The following is a 22,087-nucleotide window of genomic DNA, read 5'->3' as shown; positions in this document are numbered from 1 at the left end:
ACTACTGAAATAAACCGCTGCGAATCTTTCCCGCTGCACCTCAGCCACCGAAACACCGCAGAAAAAGAGGCCGCCTCCTGCGAAGCGGCTCCGTCTGCTGGTGCTGTTCTGAACGCCGTTCACCAGCCGGCGCGGGCGTAAGGCTGCGGCAATTCAGGCGTGATTCCGAATTCGCGGGCGGCCCGCTGCGGCCAGTGGGGGTCACGCAGCATGGCGCGGCCCAGTGCCACCCAGTCGGCCAGGCCCTCTTGCAGCACCTGTTCGGCCTGCATCGGGGTTTCGATTAGGCCCACCGTCATCACTTCCAGCTCGGGCGCGGCCTGCTTGATGGCCTGCGCGAACGGCACCTGATACAGCGGCTCAACCGGAATCTGCTGGCGGGGGTCCAGGCCGCCGGTGCTCACGTCCAACACGTCCACCCCCTCAAAGCGCAGGATTTTCGCCAGGGCCACTGACTGTTCCTCGTCCCAGCCGCCTTCCACCCAGTCAGTGGCGCTGATGCGGACCAGCAGCGGCAGGTGCTGCGGCCAGACCTCGCGCACTGCCCGGACCGTGTCCAGCAGCAGCCGGGTGCGGTTCTCGAACGAGCCACCGTAGTCGTCGGTGCGGGCGTTGCTCAGCGGCGAGAGAAACTGATGCAGCAAGTAGCCGTGCGCCGCGTGGATTTCCACCGTATCGAACCCGGCCACCTCGGCGCGGCGGGCAGCGGCGGCGAACAGGGCCGGCACGGCGGCAATCTCCTCGGCGGTCATTTCGCGCGGCTGGGGGTAATGCTCGCTGTAAGCCTGAGCGCTGGGCGCCAGCACCTCCCAGGCGCCGCGTTCCTCGGAGAGGGCGCCCTGGCCGTCGCCGGGGCGGTGGGTGGAGGCTTTGCGGCCGGCGTGCGCCAGCTGCACCCCCACTTTGGCGCCGTAGCGGTGGACAAAGTCGGTGATGTGACCCAGCGGGCCGATCTGCTCGTCACTCCACAGGCCCAGGTCATAAGGGCTGATGCGGCCTTCGGGGCTGACGGCGGTGGCTTCCAGCAGAATCAGCCCGGCGCCGCCCAGCGCGAACGAGCCGTAGTGGGCCAGGTGAAAGTCGTTGGCCACACCGTTCTGTGCCGAGTACATACACATCGGCGAAACGGCGATGCGGTTGCTGAGTTCGAGGCGTTTCATGCGGGCCGGCAGCAGCAGCTTGGGCGTCACCACCGGGTCGTCGGAGGAGGTCTGCGGGTGGGTGGGAATGGTCATGGCCCACAGTGTAAATCGGGGACAACCGTGATGAACCTGAGCATTTTAGGAATGCCTTGTGGCTTATCCTGTCGCCCTATGTCAGATACCCAACCCGCTGAGCCCCAACCCGCTGAGCCCCGGCCCCAGGCTGCGCCGGCCGCCTCCCGACACCAGAGCCCCGAACAGGTGCGCGAGTATTTCTCCGGCCACCGCACCGTGCGCCAGTACCGCACCGAGAACGGCCAGCCTATTCCGCTGCCCGGCGACCATCTGGACGCCATCCTCTACGCCGCGCAGCGTGCACCCACCCACTCCACCTCGCAGCTGTACTCCATCGTGCACCTGCAGGACCCGCAGCTGCGCGCCCAGATGGCCGAGCTGACCGGCAACGCGCATATCGCCACCGCCGGGGGTGCTTTCGTGCTGTGCGCCGACATGCACCGCATCCAGCAGATTCTGGCGCTGAGCGACGTGGAACCCGGTGCCTGGCCGGACGTGGCCGATCACTTCGCGGTGGGCGACGCGGTGATGGCCGGACAGAACCTGCTGACCGCCGCCGAAATGCTGGGGTATCAGGGCTGCTGGATCGGCGGCGTGCTGAACCACCTCTCCGAAATCGTGGAGGTGCTGGGGCTGCCGCACGGCGTGCTGCCCTTTTCGGCACTGACGGTGGGCCTCAGCGATGAGGACACTCCCTACCGTCCCCGGCTGGCCCGTGAAGCGGTGGTGCACACCGACCGCTACCGCGAAATCGGCACCGAGGAACTGCAGCAGAACATCGAGCAGATGAACCCTATCGCCTCGCGCGGCGGCCAGCCTGGCGACTGGGCCCGCCTGCTGAAGATGTACTGGGGCGCGGGCGGCGCCATGGAGCAGCGCGAAGCTGGCCTGAGCAGCGTCAAGGCGCAGCAAGGCCTGAAGTAAGCCGCAGAAGGGGAGAGAGAGGGCTGGGTGCGTTGATCCCGCCCGCCTGACCCTCTCCAGATGACCAGCCTCTCACCGTGATGTTCTGCGGTGGGAGGCTGGCCGTTTACAGTGGATGTGAAGTGCCCAGCGGCCAGCACTCCTGCACCGCGTAGGCCGCGCCCGGCCCCGGCTTCTGCATTAGCGCAAGGTGCTGGGCAGTCCAGCTGAACCCGTTTAGGTCTGCCAGCTCGGTTTCGGCGGCCGCCAGCAGCCGGGGCAGGTCTGCGCCGCGCCGGCCCAGCGCGAGCGAGAGGTGCGGCTGCATGGCCGGCCCCTCGTACCCAAAACGCTTGGGCGGGTTCAGGGCGTCCAGCAGGGCCAGATGCAGCGCCACTGCGTCCGGGCTGGCTACCGGCAAGTAGAGCGCCTGCCCGCGTGAGAACAGCCGGGCGGCACCCAGCGTCAGCGTGACCGGTGTAGCTGCGGCAGCCACCGCCTGTGCGGCCGGCCGCCAGGTCAGCTCCGGTCCCAGCCCACTGCGGGCTTTCACGGTGATGTGTGGCGTGGCGGCGGCGTCCTGGACGCCATGCTGCATGCGCCAGGCTTGCAGCCGCTCAGCTACTTCCGGCGGGGGCAGCAGCGCCAGCAGGAAGCTGGGGCCAACGTTCATGCCTCAGTCCTGCCGGCGGCTGGTGTTTTCCAGCAGCATCGCGTCGCCCAGCGAGTAGAAGCGGTAGCCGCTGTCCAGCGCCTCGCGGTAAGCGGCCTGAATGCGGTCTACGCCGGCAAAAGCAGCCACCAACAGCATCAGGGTGGAGCCCGGCAGGTGCAGGTTGGTGATCAGCAGGTCCGGCACCCGCACCGGGCGGCCTGGCGTGATGAAAATCCGGGTGTCGCCCTCGCCGCTGCTCACCTCGCCGCGTTCGTTCACGCTGCTTTCCAGCGCCCGCACGGTGGTGGTGCCCACCGCCACCACCCGCCGGCCTTCGGCGTGCGCCCGGTTGATGGCCGCTGCCGTCTCGGGCGAGATGTGGTACTGCTCGGCGTGCATGACGTGCTCCGACACTGAGCCCTGAATCGGCTTGAAGGTGCCGGCGCCCACGTGCAGCGTGATGGCGTGCTGCTCCACGCCCATCTCCCGCAGTTGGGCCATCAGCCCGGTGGTGAAGTGCAGCCCGGCGGTGGGCGCCGCCACCGAGCCGTTCTCGCGGGCGTAGACGGTCTGATAACGCTCGCGCCAGACCGTGTCGTCCTTGCCGGCCTGAATGTAAGGGGGCAGCGGCAGCCGCCCGATCTCGTCCAGGTGCGGCTTGATGTCGTGGTCAAAGCGCAGCAGCCGGGCACCGTCCTCTTGCACGCCCACCACCTCGGCGCGGTGCTGCTGGCCGCCGGGTTGCCCCAGCCACAGCTCATTTCCGGCGCGGCGGGCCGGTTTCAGGTAGGCGCTCCAGAGGTTGGTTTCTTCCTCGCGCAGCAGCATCACCTCGATCTGGCCGCCGCCCAGCCCATTCAAGGCCGGCTTGTAGGCCATTACCCGGGCGGGAATCACCCGGCTCTGGTTGAACACCAGCACGTCGCCGGGCCGCAGCAACTGCGGCAGGTCGTGAAAGATGTGGTGGCGCAGTTCGCCGTCTGCCCGCACCTCCATCAACCGCGAGGAATCGCGCGGCTCGGCGCCGGTCTGGGCAATGCGTTCCTGCGGCAGCTCAAAGTGCAGTTGGGCCAGCACCGCGTCAGAATCCGGCTGCGCCGTTTCGGTCGCCTGTGTGGCCCTGTCTTTGTGGTCCATCTCAGCCACTCCCTTACTCTTCTTCGGTGTCGGCTTTTTTGCGGGCCGGCATCAGGGCGCCGCTGAGGCCCGGCAGGTGGGTGAACTTGTCGGCCGCGTCGATCAGCTTCTGGGCGGTGTGTTCACGGAAGGCCAGCACTTCCACCCGCTTGCCGCGTTCCTGCAACAGTTCCACGATGTCGGTAAAGTCACCGTCACCGCTGCCCAGCACGACCACGTCAAGGTGGTCCATCATCCGCACCATGTCGGCCACCATGCCCATATCCCAGTTGCCCTCATAGATAGGCCGGCCCGAGTCGTTGACAAAGTGCAGCGTCAGGTTTATGCGCCGCACCTTGTAGCCCAGGGTGGACAGCTTGTAGATAAACGGCAGGGCGGTGCTTTCGCCCTCGCGCTCCACCGTGTAGGCGATAGCGTGAACCAACTCGCGGCCGTCGGTGCCGGCGTGCAGCAAGGTCTCGAAGTTCACGGTGCGTTCCAGCAGGTCACGGGCCGAGTGGTAGAGGTTCTGGGTGTCAATAAAAATGCCCACGCGGGGCTTGGGGGTAATGGACTGCATTGTGTTTTCTCCTGTTGTGGGGGGTCTGCGGTCACCTGAAAAAAGGCGTGGCGACCGCTCCTGCTAGCCTAGCGCAACCCGGCGCGGCCGGCTGAAAAAAGACCCCGCCCAAGCCGGTGCCGGCCTGGCGGGGTGCCTGACAGCAGGGCTGCCGGGGCCTCAGCGGGCCTGGCGCCAGAGTTCTTCCAGCACCTGCCGGGTGGCGTCCGGCTGGTCCCACTGCGGCAGGCCGTCGGTGCCGGCAATCCGCACAGCGGCCACGTTGCGCTTGGCATCGAACTGTGGCAGCAGATCGAACGAGACGAAGGGGTCCTTGTCATACAGCACGGCGGTGGGCACCGTCAGCTTGCTGTAGAGCTTGTCGTAGGCGCCTTGGGTAAACAGCTTGCCACTCAGGAAGTACAGCGGAGCGTTGGACGCGCCGGGCTGGCGGCTGGATTCCCAGGAGTACTGCACCACGTCCTCGGGCACCGGGCCGCGGAAGCTCTTGTTCAGGTAGTACTTCAGGCTGGCGCGGGTGCGCAGCAGGCTGTACAGCGGATCTTCAACCTTACTCAGCAGGTTGTAGGCCCGCTCACCACGGTCGCTCTCGGTGGACTGCTGGCTGCCTCCTCGGGCTTCACCCAGGCCGCTGGGGCTGAGTAGGGCCAGGCTGCGAATGCGGGGTTCTTGCAGCGCCGCGCGGGCGGCAAACTCACTGCCCAGCGACAGCGCGACCACGTCCACATCGGTGTCCAGCTTGTCCACCAGCGCCAGCAGGGCCTGGGACATCAGCTCGGGGGTGTATTTGGTGTCGGGGCGGTCACTCTGACCGAAGCCGGGCCAGTCCAGTGAGTACACCGGGCGCTTGCCGGCGTAAGCGTTCCACAGCGGCTTGACTTCGTAGGTGCTGGCGGCCGCGTTGACCGAGTGGGTCAGAATCAGCGGGCGGCCTTCGCCGCTGTCGCTGGCGTAATAGCGCACCTTGCCGAAGCCGGGCAGGTTCAATTCGCGCACTTCTCCGTTTACGGCAGGGCGCAGGCCGCGGGGCGTCTGGGACGGGTTGGCCTGCACCTGCTGGCTCTGGGCGGTACTGACCTGCACCGCCTGGGCTGCCGCCGCGCTGAACAGGCCGGCAGCCAGCAGCACCGCTGCGGCCGTTACAAGTTTGGGCGTCGTTTTCCGTTTCATATCAGACCTCCTTGGTAGTCAACTCCATATTAGTCAATCCTGACTACAGCTAAGATGAGCGGGTGACCAAACTTCCTTCAGACCGGCCCGCCTTGCCGGACGACGAGCGGATTCTGCTGCTGCTGGGTCTCTTGACCGAGCAGGACCGTCACGGCTACGAGATCAACGACTTTATTGAGCGCAATCTTGAGGCCGTTATTCGCCTTAAAAAAGCCACCGCCTATCAGTTGCTGGACCGCCTGGAAGCCCGTGAGCTGATTGTTAGCCACACTGAGGCGCAGGCTCAGCGGCCCACCCGGCGCGTTTTTCACCTGACTGAAGCCGGCCGGACCCACTTTTGTCAGCTGCTGGAAGACCAACTGCGTCAGGCCCCACCCCTGATTCCCGAGGGCAACGTGCCGGTGATGTTCTCCGAGTACATTGCGCCGCCGCAGTTGCTGACCGCGCTGCGGGAACGGCTGGCCCAGGTCGAGGCCCAGCTGGCCGGCTGCGACGCGGCCCGCCAGCCCTGCACCGCCGGCGTGGGGCTGGCGCTGGAGCGTATCGAGCGGCTGACCCGCGCCGATCGCGACTGGCTGCGGGACGCCGTGGCCCGGCTGGAGCGCGAGGTGGAAGCCGGGGGTGGCAGCGACTCGGCCTCTTCCGCAGGCTGAGCGTGGTCTCTGCGGCCAGTCCACTTCCCAGCTGATCTCAGCGCCGTACCTCGAAGCTCACGTCGGGCAGGCGCACCTGTTCCACATTCCCTCCAAAACCGGTGGGAAAGCTGGCTTGCAGGGTGTAGCGCCCTGCCGGAACCCGCTTTCCGAACGGGTCGCGTAGGTCCCAGCTCACCTCCCGGCGGCTGTCCTGCTGTGGATCTACCAGAGCCACCCGCTTCCCGGCCGCCACCCGGGTGGGGCCGATGCTGTTGGTGGTGCAGGTTCCGCCTGCCGGCTGGGGCCGCACCACCTCGCCCGACTCGTTCACCACCTGCCAGACCAGAGTGCCGCAGCGGCCCGGCTCAAAGACGAATTCCAGGTCCTGCTGGCCGGTGTTCTCGAACCAGAGGATGAAGGTCAGGGGTGTGCGCCCGCCGACTTGCTCTGGAGCTTCCAGCCAGGCGCGGAAGCTGGCATCCCAGGTGGTGCGGGGGGCCACCTCCCTGGGCGGCACGGCCCTGAAATGTACGGCGTCTAGCGGTATGCCGGCCCGCCGCAGCCGCTCCTGCGCGGCAGGAACGTGGTGCGGCAGCTCCAGGTCTGCTGTGACCCAGTTTTCGCGCCACAACTGCCCTACTCCATTGACCCCTTTGCCCCCTGCGGCCACCACTCTGGCCTGGGCCAGCTCCAGCGCGCTGTATTTGACCGGTTCCCAGCGCTTGACGTGGCCCCGGTAGTCATGTCCTTTCACGGCTTGCAACGCCTGGAGAATGTCCTCGCGGTTGGCCGGGGTGTCCTCAGTGAGCCGGATGACCCAGGGACCTTGACCATTTGAACCCCACATCTCGGCAAAGCTGGGCGCGCGCCGCGCAATGGCCGTTTCCTGCGAAGGCGCATAAAAGTGCCACCCGAACGACGTAGAGGCCAGCGGAATGACTGGCCAGAGCAGCGCCAGCATGGGAAGCAGTAGAAGCACAAGAAGCAGTGGCCACCAGCGACCAGCCGCGCTCTGGCGGGACCGCCGGCTCTCCCTGCAGCTGGGGGCATCTTCTGCATGGCTCCAGCCTATCTGAGCGCCCTGACGTGGTCCTGAGCGCCGCCGGAAAGCGCCGGGCCGCTTTTGCTTATGATGTCCTTATGACCACATCTCCGTCCGCCGACCTTTCCGCCCAGCTGGACCGCGAGTCGGCCCAGGCCGAACTGTTCGAGCTGCTGCGTATTCCCTCGGTCAGCTCCGACAGCACCCGCACAGCCGACATGGGCCGCACCGCCGAGTACCTGCGTGCCAAGCTGGCTGCCCTGGGCTTCAGCGCCCGGGTGGACCCGACCGCCGGGCATCCGGTGGTGTACGCCGAGCGCCTGAATGCTCCGGGCAAGCCCACCGTGCTGGTGTACGGCCACTACGACGTGCAGCCGGAAGACCCGGTCGAAGAATGGGTCAGCCCGCCTTTTGAGCCCGAGGTGCGGGACGGCCGCATCTATGCGCGCGGCGCCACCGACGACAAGGGCCAGGCCTACGCCCACGTGCGCGGCGCCGAGCTGCTGCTCTCGCAGGGCGAACTGCCGGTGAACCTCAAGTTCCTGCTGGAAGGCGAGGAGGAAATCGGCAGCCTGAACCTGGAAAGTTACCTCCAGGCCCACCGGGACGACCTGAAGTGCGATGTGATCGTGATTTCCGACGGCAGCCGCTTCGCCAAGGACGTGCCCACCGTCACCTACGGCCTGCGCGGTATCGCCTATGTGGACGTGCTGGTGCAGGGCGCCAGCCGTGACCTGCACTCCGGCTCCTACGGCGGCGCGGCGCCCAACCCCATCAACGCCCTGTGCGAAATCGTGGCTCAGCTCAAGGACGAGCAGGGCCGCATCACCATTCCCGGCTTTTACGATGGCGTGGCTCCCCTGACCGGCGAAGAACGCCAGATGTGGGCCGAGCTGCCGCACTCGGACGAAGAGTTTGCTGCCAGCATCGGCGCCTCGGCGCTGCCCGGCGAGGAAGGCTACACCACGCTGGAGCGCATCTGGGGCCGGCCCACGCTGGACGTGAACGGCATCTGGGGCGGCTTTCAGGGCGAAGGCAGCAAGACCGTGATTCCCGCCAAGGCCGGGGCCAAGGTCTCGTGCCGGCTGGTGCCTGGCCAGGACCCCGACGATATCCTGCGCCGGATGCAGGAGTACATTCCCACCCTGGCCCCGGCCGGCGTGCAGGTGGAAGTGCGGGCCTCGCACGGTGGGCAGCCGGTCAAGTTCGACCTGGACAGCCCCTTTATCAAGGCGGCCGACCACGCCCTGGAGCGGGTCTATGGCCGCTCGGCCGCCTTCGGCCGCACCGGGGGCAGCATTCCCATCGTGGCCGACTTCGTGCGCATTCTGGAAGCGCCGGTGCTGCTGGTGGACTTCGGCGTGAACGAGGACGGCCTGCACAGCCCCAACGAGAGCTTCTCGCAGGAGGATTACTTCAACGGGATTCTGACGAGTGCCTACCTGATGCAGGAAATCGCCCTTGCGAGTGAAAACGAGTAGCGAATGGGGCGGCGGGACGGCCCGCCACCCTGAAGGGAGTGAACGGTTGACAGAACAGAGAACCGGGGGCGGGGAACGGAACCGCCCAGCCCGCCTGGGTTTTCTGGCGTCGCACGGGGGCAGCGGGGCCAGGGCCATTGCTGCGGCCTGTGCAGCCGGTGAGCTGCCGGCCCAGCCGGTGGCGCTGGTCAGCAACAATTCCCGCAGTGCGGCACTGGCCTGGGCACAGGCTGGGGGCCTGACCGCCGCGCACCTGAGCAGTGCCCGCTTCCCGGACCCCGCTGCGCTGGACGGGGCCATTCTGGCCTTTTTGCAGCAGCAGGGGGTGGACGTGTTGGTGCTGAGCGGCTACATGAAGGCGCTGGGGCCGCAGGTGCTGGGGGCTTACGCTGGCCGCACGCTGAACATCCACCCCAGCCTGCTGCCGCGCCACGGCGGCCCCGGCATGTACGGGGACCGGGTGCATACGGCGGTGCTGGCCGCTGGCGACTCCGAGAGCGGGGCCTCGGTTCATCTGGTCACGGCCGGCATTGACGAAGGCCCGCTGCTGGCGCAAAGCCGGGTGCCGGTGCTGCCCGGCGACACGCTGGACACGCTGCGTGCCCGAGTGCAGGACAGCGAAGGCCCGCTGTATGTGCAGGCCCTGCGCGAGTTTCTGGTCAGAGGCGCTTAAAGCAGAGGCAACATGGCCGCCAGAGGTAAGAGATGGTGGCGGCCCTGCTTGCTCGTGTTGAGATGAAGCCAGTGTCACCTCCGCTGCGCTGCAAGCTGCCCGCGCCTATTTGCAATCCGGGTCAGCTTTGGGGTAAGCTGCTTGCCGCTGGAACGGTGTCCGAGTGGTTGAAGGAGCACGCCTGGAAAGCGTGTATAGGGGCAACTCTATCGAGGGTTCGAATCCCTCTCGTTCCGCCAGCTAAGAACAGGGCCGCCTTTTGGGGCGGCCTTGATCATTGTTAGCCGTGCTGTTCCTGCCTGGCTTAGCCGCGTACCCGCCAGGCCGCCCAGAATGGCAGCAGCGCCAGCATGCCGGCAGTCAGGGCCAGCGCCGGAAAGCCGGAGCGCGCCATCAGCAGACCGCCCAGCAGCGTGCCCAGCGCGGCGCCGGCAAAGGCCAGCGAATCGGCCGGGCCCTGCGCCGCCGGCCAGCGGGACAGCACCTTGGAACTGGTCAGCGAAATCAGATTCCAGCCCAGGCCCAGCACGAACATGCTGAGCAGCAGCCCAGCGCGGGTGCCGGTGACTGAGGTGCCGGCGGCCAGCAGCAGCAGTAACCCGCCCATGACGTAGCCAAAGCGCAGGCCCAGCCGGTCGATCAGCGGGCCGGTCAGCAGGCCGAAGGCGAACATTCCGGCGATGTGGCCCGACACCAGCCCGGCGATGGACCCATGTTCCAGCCCCATGTGGTGTGCCCGCAGCGGGGGCAGGCTCATCAGCGTGACCATGACCGCCTGCGCGGCAGCCAGCGCGGCGATGGTGCTTTTGACCCCCGGCGCCGCCAGTGACTCTGCGAGCGACGGTTTGGCTCCAGTTTGGCTGGTGTCGCTGTTGCTGGCCGGCGTCCCGGCAGCAGACGCCGCTGGCAGCGGCCGCCACAGCGCAATCATCACCGCGGCCAGGGCCAGCAGCCCGGCGCCCACCAGCCAGCCGGTCACTTCCTCGCCGGTGCCCAGGCGGCCGCTCAGAGCCGTGATCTGCGGGCCGAAGCCGGTCATCACCCAGGAACCCAGCACGCTCATCAGCATCAGCACGCCCAGTGCCAGCCCCCGCACCGGCGCCGGCACACTTTCGGCTGCCGCGTAGCGGGCCTGCTGAAAGCCGCCCTGCGCCGCTCCCAGGCCGGCGGCCCCGGCCAGAAACAGCGGTGTCAGGCCCCAGCGGGCGCCGGCAAAGCCCAGCAGGCCGCCCAGGCTGCCCAGCACAAAAGCGCTGCCCAGTCCGATCCGGCGGCCCCGGCGCAGCATAAGCACCCCGAAGCTGGACGCTGAAAGTGCCGCTGCCAGACTGATCAGGGTAGACGGCAGGCCACTGAGCTGCTCGCTGCCCAGGTCGGCCATGACCAGCGAGGCCAGAATGGTGCTGACGGTGGTGGCCCCGGTTGCCAGCGCCTGTGACAGGTAGAGCGGCCACAGCCGGGTCGCCAGACTGGCGAAGGTTGGCGGAGCAGGGGGAGCGGGTGAAACAGGGGAGACGGTCACCCAGGTACTATCGCATTCCCGGTCATGCTCTCTTTCCTGCCCACTTCTTGTGGTATGCCTGCCAATTCAGGAGAAATGGTTCAGCTGACCATCACCTCAGCATCAGAGTAAAATGGAAGAATCGTTCTCATGACTTCCCGAACTTTGCTGAATTGCCAGTTGCTTGGTGCCGCTTTGTTGCTGGGCTTGAGTCCGGCAGCGGCCCAGACGCAGGACGCCCAAGCTTCTCAGCCTACCCAGACCCAGGTCGCCTGGACTGCGGCAAATCCTGCCGCGCTGGCCGGCACCTGGACAGTGGTGGGTCCTGATGCGGCGTTGCCGGCTGCCGGAGGCCAGGCGCCCACCCTGATGCTGGACGGCCGCTCTAAGCTGTCTGCCGACACCGGCTGCAACCCTCTGAGCGGCCGTTACGCTGCTCGGGGCCAGGTGATGGTGACCTCCAACCTGGCCGTGACTGGCGCGCTGTGTGACCCACAGTCTGCCCGCACCGAAACTGCGCTCCTGGACCGCCTGAACCACCTGACCCATTTTTCGCTGGACGGAGAACTGCTGACCCTCAGCAGCACCCGCGGTGATCTGTTGTTGCGCCGCAGCGGCCCGGCCCTGAACCTGGGCAGTGAGATGACGCCGCGCCCGGCGACCCAGGAGACCGACATGACCCCGGCACCGCAGAATCAGAGCACCCAGCATCAAGACGATCAGGACCAGAATGGCCAGGAGCAGAGCGCAGCCCAGGGCTGGACCGTGCGCTCGCTGACGGTGGGCAGCCAGTTGGTGCCGCTCAGCCAGGACGCCCGTTTCGACCTGACCCGGTCGGCGGACGGTGTGCAGCTGTCCGGTACGCTGGGCTGCAACAGGCTGAATACTCAGGCCCAGGTTCAGAACCAGGCTCAGAGCAGCCAGTCCGAGGAATGGACTTTTGGTGGGGTCAGCTCTACCCGGATGGCCTGCTCCCCCGAACAGGCCCGTGCCGAGCAGGCCCTGAGCAGCGTGCTGCAAGGCAAGGTGCAGGTGCAGGCGAGTGGCGACCTGCTGACCCTGCGCTCCAGCGGCGGTGAAATGGTGCTGGAACGCGAAACCCCGGCAGCCGCGACTGACTAGGCAGCCAGCTACCGCAGCACCCAGCTGCGCCTGGACGGCCAGGACATCACCCTGGATCCGGCCCTGACCCTCAGCTTCGAGCCACAGCCGGACGGCAGCCTGCGCCTGAGTGGCAAGGCCGGCTGCAACCGCCTGCTGGGTAGCGGTCGGCCGGAAGGCCAGGGCTGGACCTTCGCAGCCCTGGGAACCACCATGATGGGTTGCCCACCCGACCTGGCCGCCAACGAGGACCGGATAGCCCAGCTGTTCAGCGAGCCGGTCAAGCTGTCCCGGGAAGGCGACGCCCTGGCCCTGCGCTCGGGCCGCGGCGAATTGCAACTGGCCCCGGTGACTGATTCGGCCGGTGACGCGGCCTCCCAGCCGGCCGGTACTGTTCCGGACACTCAGGCGGGCGGCCAGCTCAGCGGCAGTTACACCCTGACCGAGCTGCGCCGCGACGGCCAGGTCCTTGAGACCAGCGCCTTTGTGCGCCCGGTGACCCTCAGCTTTACTCGTGACGCTCAGGGCCGGGCCACCCTGGGCGGGTCTGACGGCTGCAACGCTTTCGGCGGCGCCTACGAATGGACCGGCGATTCCCTGCGCCTGAACGAACCTAGCGTGGGTACCCTGATGTTCTGCGCCGGCACCGAGAATCTGCCTAGCCTCTCGGCAGCGCTGAACGCCGCGCCGACCCTGACCCGGAGCGGCGACACCCTGACCCTCAGCAGCGGGGGCGTGGACTGGGTCTTCCGCCACGACTGAAGCGGCTCTATAGCCAGCTTTTCGTCTCTCTGCCGCCGGCCTCTGCGATGAGGCCTGGCGGCTTTTCCTGTTTTCCAGCGTCCACTTTTGATGCAGCTGTAGATGCTGTCGCTCCGCGCTCTTCCGCAGCCGCAATGAACTAGGCTGGAGGCATGGCTGATTCCCGGCCCCTCTCGCCGCCGCCTTTTTCGTTCCTCCCGGGCACCGCGCCAGACCCGCGCCGCCTGGCGGCCGTCCTGACCCAGAGCAGTGCGCTGCACGGTCACCTGTGCCCCCGGCAGCTGCTGGGGGTTCGCTCGGCGCTGCTGGCCGGACAGTTGCTGGGGCTGGATTTTCCCCGCACCGACAAGCGGGTGCTGGTGCTGGCCGAAACCGATGGCTGTTATGCCGACGGCCTCTCGGCGGCCAGCGGGTGCTGGCTGGGCCGGCGGACCCTGCGCCTGATGGACTACGGGCGGGTGGCGGCCACCTTCGTGGACACCCGCAGCGGGCAGGCCCTACGTATCTGGCCGCAGACCGACTTGCGTGAGCGGGTGCGCGCCGCCCGCCCGGAAGGGCAGAAACGCTATCAGGCGTATCTGGATGCTTACCGCAACTGGCCCGACGACCAGCTGCTCAGCGTGCGCGAGGTGGAGCTGAACTTTGACCTGGCCGGCCTGATCAGTGCGCCGGGCCAGCGCGAGGTGTGCAGCAGTTGCGGCGAGGAAGTCCTCAACGAGCGCTGGGCGGTGCGCGGGGAGCGGGTGCTGTGCCCGGCCTGTTTATCGGGAGCTTATTACCGCTAGAACACTGCTTGCCCCTGGCTGGCCCATGAAAAGCGCGCAGGGCACGAACACCTTTAACCAAGTTGTAACGCCCTGAGCGCAGCATGGCGCCATGAACAGAGTCCTTCCTGTCCTGGGCGTTACCGCCCTACTCGCGGCCGGCGCTTACGGCGGTTATCAGTTTGCCGAGCTGCGCGGAGAGCCGGCCCAGGTGGTGCGGCTCGATCCCGCTGCTTCGGAAACGGCCACGGCCAGCCCGGCCCAGGCGGCGGCCCAGACCCCGGCCCCTGCGGCGGAGGCAGCTCCGGCGGCCCGCGTGAGCGGTGACGGCGCCGCGGCCCGCACCGAATCCGAGCGGAATACGGCCGGCGTGGTGCGTTCCAGCTCCGACGGATTGGTGTTCGTGGAAACGACCAGCACGGTGCAGCCCAACTTGCAGCAGCAGATGCTGGACCAGCTGTTCGGCCACCAGGGTCAGGGCCAGCCGCAGCAGCCCCAGGAAGCTCAGGGCCTGGGCAGCGGCTTTTTCGTAACCGACAGCGGCGATATCCTGACCAACTACCACGTGGTGCAGGACGCCAGCGAAATCAATATCCGGCTGCACAAGGACGCCCGCTCCTACCCGGCCGAGGTGGTGGGCACCGCTCCCGACTACGACCTGGCGCTGATCCGCGCCAAGAACCTGCCCAAGGGCGAAATCCATGCCCTGCCGCTGGGCGACGACAAGCAGCTGGAAGTGGGCCTCAAAGCCATCGCGCTGGGTGCGCCGTTCGGGCTAGATTTCAGCGTGTCGGAAGGCATTATCTCCAGCCTGGAACGTCAGGCTCCGGTGGGCGTGGGTGACGTGTTGCAGCCGGTGATCCAGACCGACGCGGCCATCAACCCCGGCAATTCCGGCGGCCCGCTGCTGAACTCGGCCGGTCAGGTGGTGGGCGTCAACACCCAGATTCTGACCGGCGGCGTGGGTCAGAGCGCCGGGGTGGGCTTTGCCATTCCGGTCAGCACCGTCAAGCAACTGCTGCCCCAGTTGCAGGCCGGCCAGCACATCAAAACGCCGGTAATGGGGCTGTCCATGCTGGACCTGAGCAGCGCCGATCCCAAGCTGCTACAGGCCTCGGGTCTGCCGAGCGCCGGGGTGCTGGTCACGCGGGTCTATCCCGGCAGCCCGGCGGCGACGGCCGGTCTACGCGCCACTGAGGCGGTCCGGCGCGACGACGGCACGGTGGTGCCCAGCCCCGACTCGGACATCCTCACGGCGGTGGACGGCCACAAGATCGAAAGCTCGGAAGATATCCGCACCGCCATGATCGGCAAGCGGGTGGGCGATACGGTCACCCTGAGCGTGCAGCGCGGCAAGCAGACCAGCCAGCTGAAGCTGAAACTGACCGATTTCCACTTCAACTGAGCCCAGCTGGTTCCGGGGGGCCCCATATATTGCCGGTTATGGACCTTCTTCAACTTCTGACCGGACAAGCTCAGGCCCAGCAGATCGGCCAGCACCTGGGTGCCTCTCCCGAGCAGACCCAGGACGCCCTGCAGGCCGCCGTGCCGCTGCTGCTGGCAGCCCTGACCCGCAACGCCCAGCAGGGCCAGCCCCAGGCCGCCGCGCTGGAGCAGGCCGTGGCGCAGCATGACGGCCCGGCGCTGGACCAGTTCACCCGCTCGGGCCAGCTGCCGGACCTGCAGGACGGCCAGAACATCCTGGGCCACATCTTTGGCACTCCGGCGCAGCAGCAGGCGGCGGCCAACGTGGTCGGCCAGCGCTCGGGCCTTGACCCGCAGCTGGCCCTCCAGATCCTGAGCATTGCCGCGCCGCTGGTGCTGAATTACCTGAACCGCCAGCGTCCGGCCGGCGCGACTGCGGAGAATACGGCTCCTGCTCCGGCCGGCTCCGACATCACGGCTGTGCTGACCAGCGTACTGGGTGGCCTGCTGGCCGGCTCTGGCGCGCCTGCGGTGGCAGCCGGGCAGCCGGGTGGTTCTTCCGCGCAGACCACCACACCCGCGCCACAATCAAGCGCGGCGGGCGGTCTGGGCGGCCTGCTCGGGAGCCTCAACCGCGCCCTGGACCGCGACGGTGACGGCAGCGCCCTGAATGAAATCGTGGAGATGCTGGGCCACCGCTGTTCCTGACTGCGGGGCTGGAGTGGGCTGGGGCGGGTTTGGGTGACCCTTATCCTCGGGCCTTTGTCAGAAAATCGTCAATCGGACCGCCATACTGGAAAGCAGGATGCGTCCGGCTCTTCCCACCACCCCCCGGGTGTCTGTGCCCAGAGGCTGGCCCCAGCGGCTTGGGGCCGCAGTCGCTCTCTTGCTGCTGCTGGCGCTGCTGGGTGGTGGGGTGTCTCTGTGGCGTCTGACCGGCACTGGCCCCCACTACTGGGCGCTGGACGACGCCGGCTGGCGGCAGGCAGCGGCGTTGCCGGAAAGCAGCGGCACCCAGCAGCCACGCCGCAATATGGCCTACGCCGCGCAGGACTGGCTGGAAGCCGAGCGGCCGTTCCGCGCGCAGGTGCATGGCCGCTTGGGATCCGGTGACGCTTTTCCGGCGCCGGACACCGAGGCTTACCGGGTGGGCTGCGGCTTTACGGCCGCCCGCTGCGACACCGACGACTGGCTGGTGGTGCGTTATGACGTGGGCGGCCGGGTGGCGGAAACCCGCTTCGAGCCGGCGGGTGGCCGGCCCGCGCCCGGCGCCGAATGAGCTGCCGGTCCCCCTCGGCGTCCTGTCAGACGCGCTAAGCTGCGCTGCATGCAGCCAACCTCGCACCCTACCCCTACTCCTGCTTCTGGCCCCGACACCATTTACCTTACCGAGAAAGTGGTCTCGGGCGGCTGGGGGCTGGCCCGCGACGAATCCGGCGTGATTCTGATTCGCGGCGCCCTGCCCGGCGAGCGGGTGCGTGCCGAAGTGCGCAGTGGCAAGGGCGTGCGTCAGGGCCGCGTGACCGAGGTGCTGACCTCCAGCCCCGACCGGGTCAGCGGGTCTAGCCTGCCCACCACCGACCTGGCCCACGCCAGCTACCCGGCGCAGCTGCGCTACAAGCGCGAGTTTGTGGTGGAAGCCCTGACCCGCATCGCCAAGTTGAGCGGGCACCGGGTAGAGGAGACGGTGCCCAGCCCCGCGCAGCTGGGTTACCGCAGTGGCGCCCAGTATCTGGTGACGCCGCAGGGCCTGGCCTACCGTGAGCGCCGCGCACATAGCCCCCGCCTGATCGAGAGCGATCCCCTGATTGCACCGTTCGTGGCCGAGCTGCTCGACCGGCTGGACGTCTCGCAGCTGGCACCTGCCCAGGAGATTGCGGTGAGGGGGTCGTTTCTGACCGGCGAAATGGTCGCGGCCCTGATCGGCCCCGGCGAGCCGCGCGCTTATCTGCGCGCCGCCGATCACCTGATGGACCTGGGCGCCGCCGGCGTCAGTCTGGCGGCGCCGGCCGGCAAGCGCTTCAGCGCCGGCGTGCGCCTGATCGCCGGGGAAAGCAGTGTGCCGGAACGCTTCGGGGACGTGATTTTGCCGGTCAGCGCGGTGGGCTTCTCGCAGGTGAACCCGGCCGCCGCCGGCCTGGCCTACCGGCAGGTGGCCGAGCTGGCCGGGCAGGGGAGCCACGCCGCCGACCTCTACGGCGGGGCCGGCGCCATCGCGCGGCACCTCACCGGCAGCTTCGAGCAGGTGACGGTGCTGGACAGCTCGGCCGAGGCGCTGACCCGTGGTCGGCAGGCCGCCGGTGAAGCCGGTATCCGCAACATCACTTTCCAGCAGGGCGCCGCCGAGGACCTTGAAGAACTGAGCGCCGAGGTGATTGTGGTGGACCCGCCCCGCGCCGGCCTGGACCCGGCGGTGCGCGACCACATCCAGGCCTCGACCGCCGACCGGCTGGTATATGTGTCGTGCGACCCGGCCACCTGGGCCCGCGACGTGGGCGACTTGGTGGGCCGTGGCTGGCGCCTGGGCCGCACCGTGCCGCACGACTTTTACCCCCAAACCAGCCACGTCGAAGTGGTCAGTGTGCTGGAGCGCTGAGGAAGCTGCGCTCCGCCCAGCGGGAAGCTAAATCTCCAGCGGGAAAATAAAGGGGCCGTCAGCTGGGCGCTCTCCGTAGGTGGCAAATAGCCCTTAACCTGGAGACATGACACAAACAGGATGGAAAGCCTACGGGGCGACGTTGCTGCTGGTGGCTGGCCTGGGAACCGGGCACGCGTTGGCCGGCGGTTTAGCCGCTCCGGTCGCGCCCGCGCCGACCACCGCGCAGCCTGCCCGGGCAGCCGCTCCAGCACCGGCCGGGGCTGCCGTGTTGGAGCGGCTGGACCGGGTTTTGGGCGGAAATTATCTGGTGGGGCAGGTGCCGGCGGGTCTGACCCTGCCGCTGCCGCCGGGCGCCCGGGTGGTGGGGTCGCTGTTCGGAGACGTGCAGAGCGGCACTCCTGACAGCAACACCCTGGTGTATCTGGACACTGCCTTGTCTTCGGATGCGCTGGCGGCTTTTTATCAGGCGCAGCCCGATTGGCAGCGCGGCCACGAGCCTGGCTGGGACACTGGAGAGGGCCCCACGGGCTTCCTACCTGCCGAAAATGAGGCTGGCGCGAGCCGCTCACAGGTGTTTTACCGCACCGAGCCACCCACCGTGATTCAGCTGGTCCCTCTGCCTCAGCCGGGCCGCCAGGGCCAGCGGCCGCTGAATGTCTGGGTGACCAAGGGCGCTGATGCGGTACGGCAGGCCAGCCGCCCGCGCCGCACCAGCCCCGATTTGCCCGATTTGGAAGTGACTGGGCAGCCGGCCCTGCGCGCCCCGGCCGGGGTGACGGTGGGCAGTGGCGGCGCGGGCGGCAGCGACCGCGAGTGGTCGCAGTCGAGCGAGCTACGCGGCAAGATCACGCTGGCCGCGCTGCATGATCACTTCGCCGCGCAGCTGAAGCAGCAGGGCTGGACCGAGGCGGGCCGGCTGCCACCTCGCTGTGGACCCAGCCGGCCCGCCCGGGCCAGGACGCCCGCGAGCTGACCCTCAGCCTGAGCGAGCAGCCGAACCAGCAGTTCCTGGGCAATCTGCTGCTGCGCGTCTTGTCCCAGTAAAGCTGGCCTGCCCCGGCCCGGACTCCGGTTGCTTTCCGCCGTGGCCCGGACCGGTACACTGGGCGCTGTGTTACGTCTTGCATTCTGGCTGACTGCCTTGCTGCTGCTGCCTCTGGGGCTGGGCCTGTACTGGCTGCCCCAGCCCACCGCCAGCCTGATCGGTGCCTCGCCGCTGTGGCTGGTGCGCGGCACCGGCGCGTTGCTGACAGCCTGGGGCCTGGGCCTGCTGTACGGCGGCTACCGCGCCGACCCCACCGGCCGGGTCAATCTGGTGGCCGGCAACCTGCTGCTGGCCGCCACCCTGGGGGCGGCCGCCCTGCGGCTGGACTTGGCGCCGTTTGGACACAACTTGTTGCTGGGCGGTGCGGCGCTGCTGCTGGTGCTGGGCCTGATTGGGCTGCTGGCCGGCAGCGGTCAGGCTTCGCCGCGGCCTCCGGCTGGGCCAGTGGCGCCGGGCCGACCAGACCCGGAAAGCCGCGAGCCGGACACCGTGGTGCGCCATGACTGAGGGTGGCGAGCGCCTGCAAAAAGTCCTGGCCCGCGCCGGCGTCGCTTCCCGCCGCGCTGCCGAGGACCTGATTGAAGCTGGACGGGTCAAGGTCAACGGTGCGGCGGCGTCGCTGGGCCAGCGGGTGCAGCCGGAGGACCACATCACGGTAGATGGTCAGCCGGTTGCGGCGCCCGCCGCGCAGGTCACCTACATGCTGCACAAGCCGGCTGGGTTCGTGACCACCGCCCACGATGAGCTGGGCCGCAGTACCGTGCTGGACGCCATGCCGCCGGTGCCGGGCCTGCATCCGGTGGGCCGACTCGATAAAGACAGCGAGGGCCTGCTGATTCTGACCACCGACGGTGACCTCACCATGCGCCTGACCCATCCCCGCTTCGAGCACGAAAAGATCTACCGAGTCTGGTCCGATCCCTGGCCCGGTGCCGCCGAGCTGGCCGAACTGCGCCGCGGCGTCGAGCTGGAAGACGGCTTTGCCCGTGCCGAGGTGGAGCCGGCTCCCGGCGGAGCGCTGGCCCTGCTGCGCGAGGGCCGCAAGCGGCAGGTGCGCCGAATGTTCGCGGCGGTGGGCTGCCCGGTAGACCGGCTGCTGCGCTTCCGGGTCGGCGGCTTGTGGCTGGGCGACTTGGGCCCCGGCGAATACACCCAGCTGGGCCCGCGGGAGCTGGCCTGGCTGCTGCAGCCGGATGCAGGGCAGCAAACCCCCGAGCAGGCGCAGCAAGAAGCCCTGACCCGCCGCCTGTGGCTTTGAATCTGCTAGACTGGCGCGCCGGGAGACAGACGGCCGCGCCCGCAGGGGTCAAAACCTGCGCGGTGAGGAAAGTCTGGGCACCCCAGGGCAAGGATGCCAGCTAACGGCTGGTCGGCGAGCCCAGCGTCCCTGCCGCGCGCCTGCGGCGGGGAAAAGCGGTGAAGCCGAAGGACAGTGCCACAGAAACGAGACGGCCCGCGTCTACCAATGCCAGGCGTGGCAGGACACGGGTCAAGGTGAAACGGTGCGGTAAGAGCGCACCAGGTTCCCGGGAGACCGGGAGCGCTGGTAAACCCCATCCGGTGCAAGACCCGATAGTGCGTGAGGGCGGCCCGCCCGTGTGCAGCGCTAGGATGGTCGCTAGAGGCGTCTGGCAACAGGCGTCCCAGAGAGATGGTCGTCCCTGTATCTTTTTGGAAACAGGACAGAACCCAGCTTATCGTCTCCCGGCAGCGCTTCCCCGTGTGGGAGGCGCTTTTTTTGGACTTTGGGGTAGATGAGCCTTCAGTCGGGCCGCTGCCGCACTGCCCAGCCGGCTTCGCGGCAATACACGCCGCCTTTGTCCAGCCACAGCAGCGTGGCTTGCCCGCCCGGGCCGGTGCCGTGCAGCACTGCCGCCTGACCGAAAGCCGTGCCCAGTGCTGCCAGTTCCTCCGCGCTGATGCTGGCGATGAGGCAGGTAGGTTCCTGCCATTCGCCCTCGCCGTTGTGCCCGGGCAGGAAAGTCAGGCCGCGTTTCTGGAGTTGCTGTTCCAGTGCGGCCTGCCGCTCCTGGTTGGTGACCCGGTCTGCCTGCCAGCCCTGCGGATTCCAGGCAGTCACGATGCCCCAGCGGCCGGTGGCCCACCCCGGCGGCAGGCCAGGCTGCCGGGCGAGCCAGCCCCGCTCCCTGGCCGTGCCATAACTGGTGCTCCAGAAGGCGCGCTGCAGTTGCGGGTCAGGTGTCGTCATTGGTTTCGGCTTCAGCGTTAGCAGCGGTCCTGGCCGGTGGCAGCGCCAGGGTGTCCACCTCGCCGCCCATCAGTTCGTGCAGCACGGCAGTGGCAAAACTGCCGCGTGGCAGCGCGAACTGCACCGTGTAGCCGTCCGGCTCGGGGGTCAGCTGCGGCGCTTCCAGAAAAAACACCCGGGTCAGGCGCAGGTCACCGCGCAGCGCGGTCAGTTCGGCCGGGTCCAGCCCCAGCCGGTCTAGCGCGGCCTGCTCCAGTTCGCCGCCGGCCGCCCGCAGTGGCTTGCTCTTTTTGCCGAACAGGTTGCCCAGCGCACTTACCTCGCCGCGCTCGGCCCGCTCGCTTTCGGCCGGGTCATCCACCCAGAACTCGCCGCCGGTGGTGTGCTTCTTGGCCCGGTCGCCGACCAGCAGCCGGTCGAACAGCCCCCGCTCCAGCCGCAGGCTGAGGTAAGCGTTGAACACACTGCTTTGCAGCGACGACACCAGAAAGCGCTTGAGCCGGGGGTCCCGGATGGCCGATTCGCCGCGCAGCACCCGCACGCCTTCTGTGGCATTCAGCCCGCCCAGGCCAAACCGCTGTGGCCCGAAATAGTTGGGAATGCCCTGGACTTCCAGTTCGCGCAGCCGTGCGGCGGCCTGCTCGGCGGTGCCGGGCGCGCCGCGCACCTGCACCCGGAAACGGTTGCCCTGGAGGTGCCCCAGGCCCAGCTTGCTGGTGTGGCGGGCCGTTTCCAGTATCTCCACCCCCTCCAGCGCAAAGTGCGGCAGCCGGCTTTCGGCGGCGGCCGGCAGCGAAAGCCACTGGGTGGTCACGGCGTGGCGGTCTTTCTGGCCGGCGCTGCCAATGTCGCGGTCCTTGACGCGCAGCTGCCGGCTCAGCTCGCGGATCACGTGCGCGGTGGTGTGGTCGGATTTACGCAGATGAATCATCAGGTGTTCGCCCTCGTCGCTGGGCGGATAAAGCGGCAGTTCTTCCACCTGAAAGTCGGCCAGTTCACGGCGCAGTTGCCCGCCGGTGCCCTCCTCGGCGGGCCGGCCGCCCAGCCGCGCCAGGGCGCTCCAGCGAAAAGTCAGGGGGGCTGAGGCAGAGGACTCTGGAACCGGGAAGTCGGAAGACGCTTGGAAGCTCACGTCAGGCAGCTTAGACGAGCGCGGGGCCAAAGCGTGTGAGGGCGGGGTGGGCGAGGGCGGAGTGGGTGAGGGCAGGG

At 68.1% G+C, this 22,087-nt stretch carries 23 protein-coding genes, 1 tRNA gene and 1 other RNA gene; 16 read left to right on the top strand and 9 right to left on the bottom strand.

The features are described from left to right. Positions 1–119: 119 nt before the first annotated feature. A complete protein-coding gene (locus OCI36_RS04790; protein ID WP_261663935.1) occupies positions 120–1,235 on the bottom strand; it encodes an NADH:flavin oxidoreductase/NADH oxidase in 1,116 nt (371 codons plus the stop codon). A gap of 78 nt (positions 1,236–1,313) precedes the next feature. Here OCI36_RS04790 and OCI36_RS04785 point away from each other — a divergent pair, with 78 nt between their 5' ends. Further along, positions 1,314–2,141 (top strand): nitroreductase family protein, encoded by an 828-nt coding sequence (locus tag OCI36_RS04785; RefSeq protein WP_261663934.1) that lies wholly within the window; start codon positions 1,314–1,316, stop codon positions 2,139–2,141. 106 nt (positions 2,142–2,247) lie between these two features. Here the strand turns inward: OCI36_RS04785 and OCI36_RS04780 are convergent, their stop codons facing one another. From OCI36_RS04780 to OCI36_RS04765, 4 genes are all read right to left on the bottom strand, one after another. Next, the gene (locus tag OCI36_RS04780; RefSeq protein WP_261663933.1) at positions 2,248–2,793 is read right to left on the bottom strand and encodes a 2'-5' RNA ligase family protein; all 546 of its coding nucleotides are present in this window, start codon (positions 2,791–2,793) and stop codon (positions 2,248–2,250) included. 3 nt (positions 2,794–2,796) lie between these two features. Further along, positions 2,797–3,912 (bottom strand): tRNA preQ1(34) S-adenosylmethionine ribosyltransferase-isomerase QueA, encoded by a 1,116-nt coding sequence (queA, locus tag OCI36_RS04775; protein ID WP_261663932.1) that lies wholly within the window; start codon positions 3,910–3,912, stop codon positions 2,797–2,799. A 13-nt stretch (positions 3,913–3,925) separates the two neighbouring features. Continuing rightward, positions 3,926–4,471: an NYN domain-containing protein gene (locus OCI36_RS04770; RefSeq protein ID WP_261663931.1), complete on the bottom strand. Its 546-nt coding sequence runs from the start codon at positions 4,469–4,471 to the stop codon at positions 3,926–3,928. 159 nt (positions 4,472–4,630) lie between these two features. Next, on the bottom strand, positions 4,631–5,641 hold the full coding sequence (locus tag OCI36_RS04765; protein WP_261663930.1) for an alpha/beta fold hydrolase: 1,011 nt from the start codon (positions 5,639–5,641) through the stop codon (positions 4,631–4,633). A 62-nt stretch (positions 5,642–5,703) separates the two neighbouring features. Here OCI36_RS04765 and OCI36_RS04760 point away from each other — a divergent pair, with 62 nt between their 5' ends. Further along, positions 5,704–6,294, top strand: a complete 591-nt coding sequence (locus tag OCI36_RS04760; RefSeq protein WP_261663929.1) for a PadR family transcriptional regulator — start codon at positions 5,704–5,706, stop codon at positions 6,292–6,294. Between the two features lie 37 nt (positions 6,295–6,331). Here OCI36_RS04760 and OCI36_RS04755 read toward each other — a convergent pair whose 3' ends face one another. Then, positions 6,332–7,237 carry a hypothetical protein gene (locus tag OCI36_RS04755; RefSeq protein ID WP_261663928.1) on the bottom strand — a complete coding sequence of 302 codons (906 nt, stop codon included), beginning with the start codon at positions 7,235–7,237 and terminating at the stop codon, positions 6,332–6,334. A gap of 179 nt (positions 7,238–7,416) precedes the next feature. Between OCI36_RS04755 and OCI36_RS04750 the strand changes: the two genes are divergently transcribed. The 3 genes from OCI36_RS04750 (at position 7,417) to OCI36_RS04740 (ending at position 9,711) form a co-directional block, all read left to right on the top strand. Further along, on the top strand, positions 7,417–8,799 hold the full coding sequence (locus OCI36_RS04750) for a dipeptidase (protein WP_261663927.1): 1,383 nt from the start codon (positions 7,417–7,419) through the stop codon (positions 8,797–8,799). A gap of 46 nt (positions 8,800–8,845) precedes the next feature. Continuing rightward, positions 8,846–9,472, top strand: coding sequence for a phosphoribosylglycinamide formyltransferase (locus OCI36_RS04745; protein WP_261663926.1), 627 nt, complete (start codon positions 8,846–8,848; stop codon positions 9,470–9,472). 149 nt (positions 9,473–9,621) lie between these two features. After that, positions 9,622–9,711: transfer RNA gene (locus tag OCI36_RS04740), tRNA-Ser, on the top strand. A gap of 65 nt (positions 9,712–9,776) precedes the next feature. Here the strand turns inward: OCI36_RS04740 and OCI36_RS04735 are convergent. Then, a complete protein-coding gene (locus tag OCI36_RS04735; RefSeq protein WP_261663925.1) occupies positions 9,777–10,994 on the bottom strand; it encodes an MFS transporter in 1,218 nt (405 codons plus the stop codon). Between the two features lie 129 nt (positions 10,995–11,123). On the opposite strand from OCI36_RS04735, the gene OCI36_RS04730 reads away from it, so the two are divergent. The 11 genes from OCI36_RS04730 to rnpB all read left to right on the top strand — a co-directional run bounded on the left by OCI36_RS04730 (position 11,124) and on the right by rnpB (position 20,382). Next, entirely contained in the window at positions 11,124–12,095 is a 972-nt protein-coding gene (locus tag OCI36_RS04730; RefSeq protein WP_261663924.1) for an META domain-containing protein, read from the top strand. 24 nt (positions 12,096–12,119) lie between these two features. Further along, entirely contained in the window at positions 12,120–12,836 is a 717-nt protein-coding gene (locus OCI36_RS04725; protein WP_315941254.1) for an META domain-containing protein, read from the top strand. A 152-nt stretch (positions 12,837–12,988) separates the two neighbouring features. Then, positions 12,989–13,621, top strand: a complete 633-nt coding sequence (locus OCI36_RS04720) for an FmdE family protein (RefSeq protein WP_261663923.1) — start codon at positions 12,989–12,991, stop codon at positions 13,619–13,621. A gap of 91 nt (positions 13,622–13,712) precedes the next feature. Continuing rightward, positions 13,713–15,005, top strand: coding sequence for a S1C family serine protease (locus OCI36_RS04715; protein WP_261663922.1), 1,293 nt, complete (start codon positions 13,713–13,715; stop codon positions 15,003–15,005). Between the two features lie 38 nt (positions 15,006–15,043). After that, positions 15,044–15,733, top strand: coding sequence for a DUF937 domain-containing protein (locus OCI36_RS04710; protein WP_261663921.1), 690 nt, complete (start codon positions 15,044–15,046; stop codon positions 15,731–15,733). Between the two features lie 97 nt (positions 15,734–15,830). Beyond that, positions 15,831–16,304, top strand: a complete 474-nt coding sequence (locus OCI36_RS04705; protein ID WP_261663920.1) for a hypothetical protein — start codon at positions 15,831–15,833, stop codon at positions 16,302–16,304. 48 nt (positions 16,305–16,352) lie between these two features. Beyond that, entirely contained in the window at positions 16,353–17,621 is a 1,269-nt protein-coding gene (locus tag OCI36_RS04700; RefSeq protein WP_261663919.1) for a class I SAM-dependent RNA methyltransferase, read from the top strand. Between the two features lie 106 nt (positions 17,622–17,727). Beyond that, the gene (locus tag OCI36_RS04695; protein ID WP_261663918.1) at positions 17,728–18,597 is read left to right on the top strand and encodes a hypothetical protein; all 870 of its coding nucleotides are present in this window, start codon (positions 17,728–17,730) and stop codon (positions 18,595–18,597) included. A 138-nt stretch (positions 18,598–18,735) separates the two neighbouring features. After that, the gene (locus OCI36_RS04690; protein WP_261663917.1) at positions 18,736–19,176 is read left to right on the top strand and encodes a hypothetical protein; all 441 of its coding nucleotides are present in this window, start codon (positions 18,736–18,738) and stop codon (positions 19,174–19,176) included. Further along, complete coding sequence (locus OCI36_RS04685; protein WP_261663916.1) at positions 19,169–19,927, top strand: pseudouridine synthase; 759 nt, start codon at positions 19,169–19,171, stop codon at positions 19,925–19,927. Before OCI36_RS04690 ends, OCI36_RS04685 begins: the two co-directional genes overlap by 8 nt. A 17-nt stretch (positions 19,928–19,944) precedes the next feature. Continuing rightward, an RNA gene (gene rnpB / locus OCI36_RS04680) (RNase P RNA component class A) lies at positions 19,945–20,382 on the top strand. 49 nt (positions 20,383–20,431) lie between these two features. Here the strand turns inward: rnpB and OCI36_RS04675 are convergent. Beyond that, complete coding sequence (locus OCI36_RS04675; protein ID WP_261663915.1) at positions 20,432–20,878, bottom strand: DUF3293 domain-containing protein; 447 nt, start codon at positions 20,876–20,878, stop codon at positions 20,432–20,434. Next, positions 20,865–22,010, bottom strand: a complete 1,146-nt coding sequence (gene truD / locus OCI36_RS04670; RefSeq protein ID WP_261663914.1) for a tRNA pseudouridine(13) synthase TruD — start codon at positions 22,008–22,010, stop codon at positions 20,865–20,867. Before truD ends, OCI36_RS04675 begins: the two co-directional genes overlap by 14 nt. Between the last annotated feature and the right edge of the window lie 77 nt (positions 22,011–22,087).

This window comes from Deinococcus sp. Marseille-Q6407 (assembly GCF_946848805.1).
GTDB lineage: Bacteria > Deinococcota > Deinococci > Deinococcales > Deinococcaceae > Deinococcus.
This window is presented reverse-complemented; position numbering and strand designations above follow the sequence as displayed.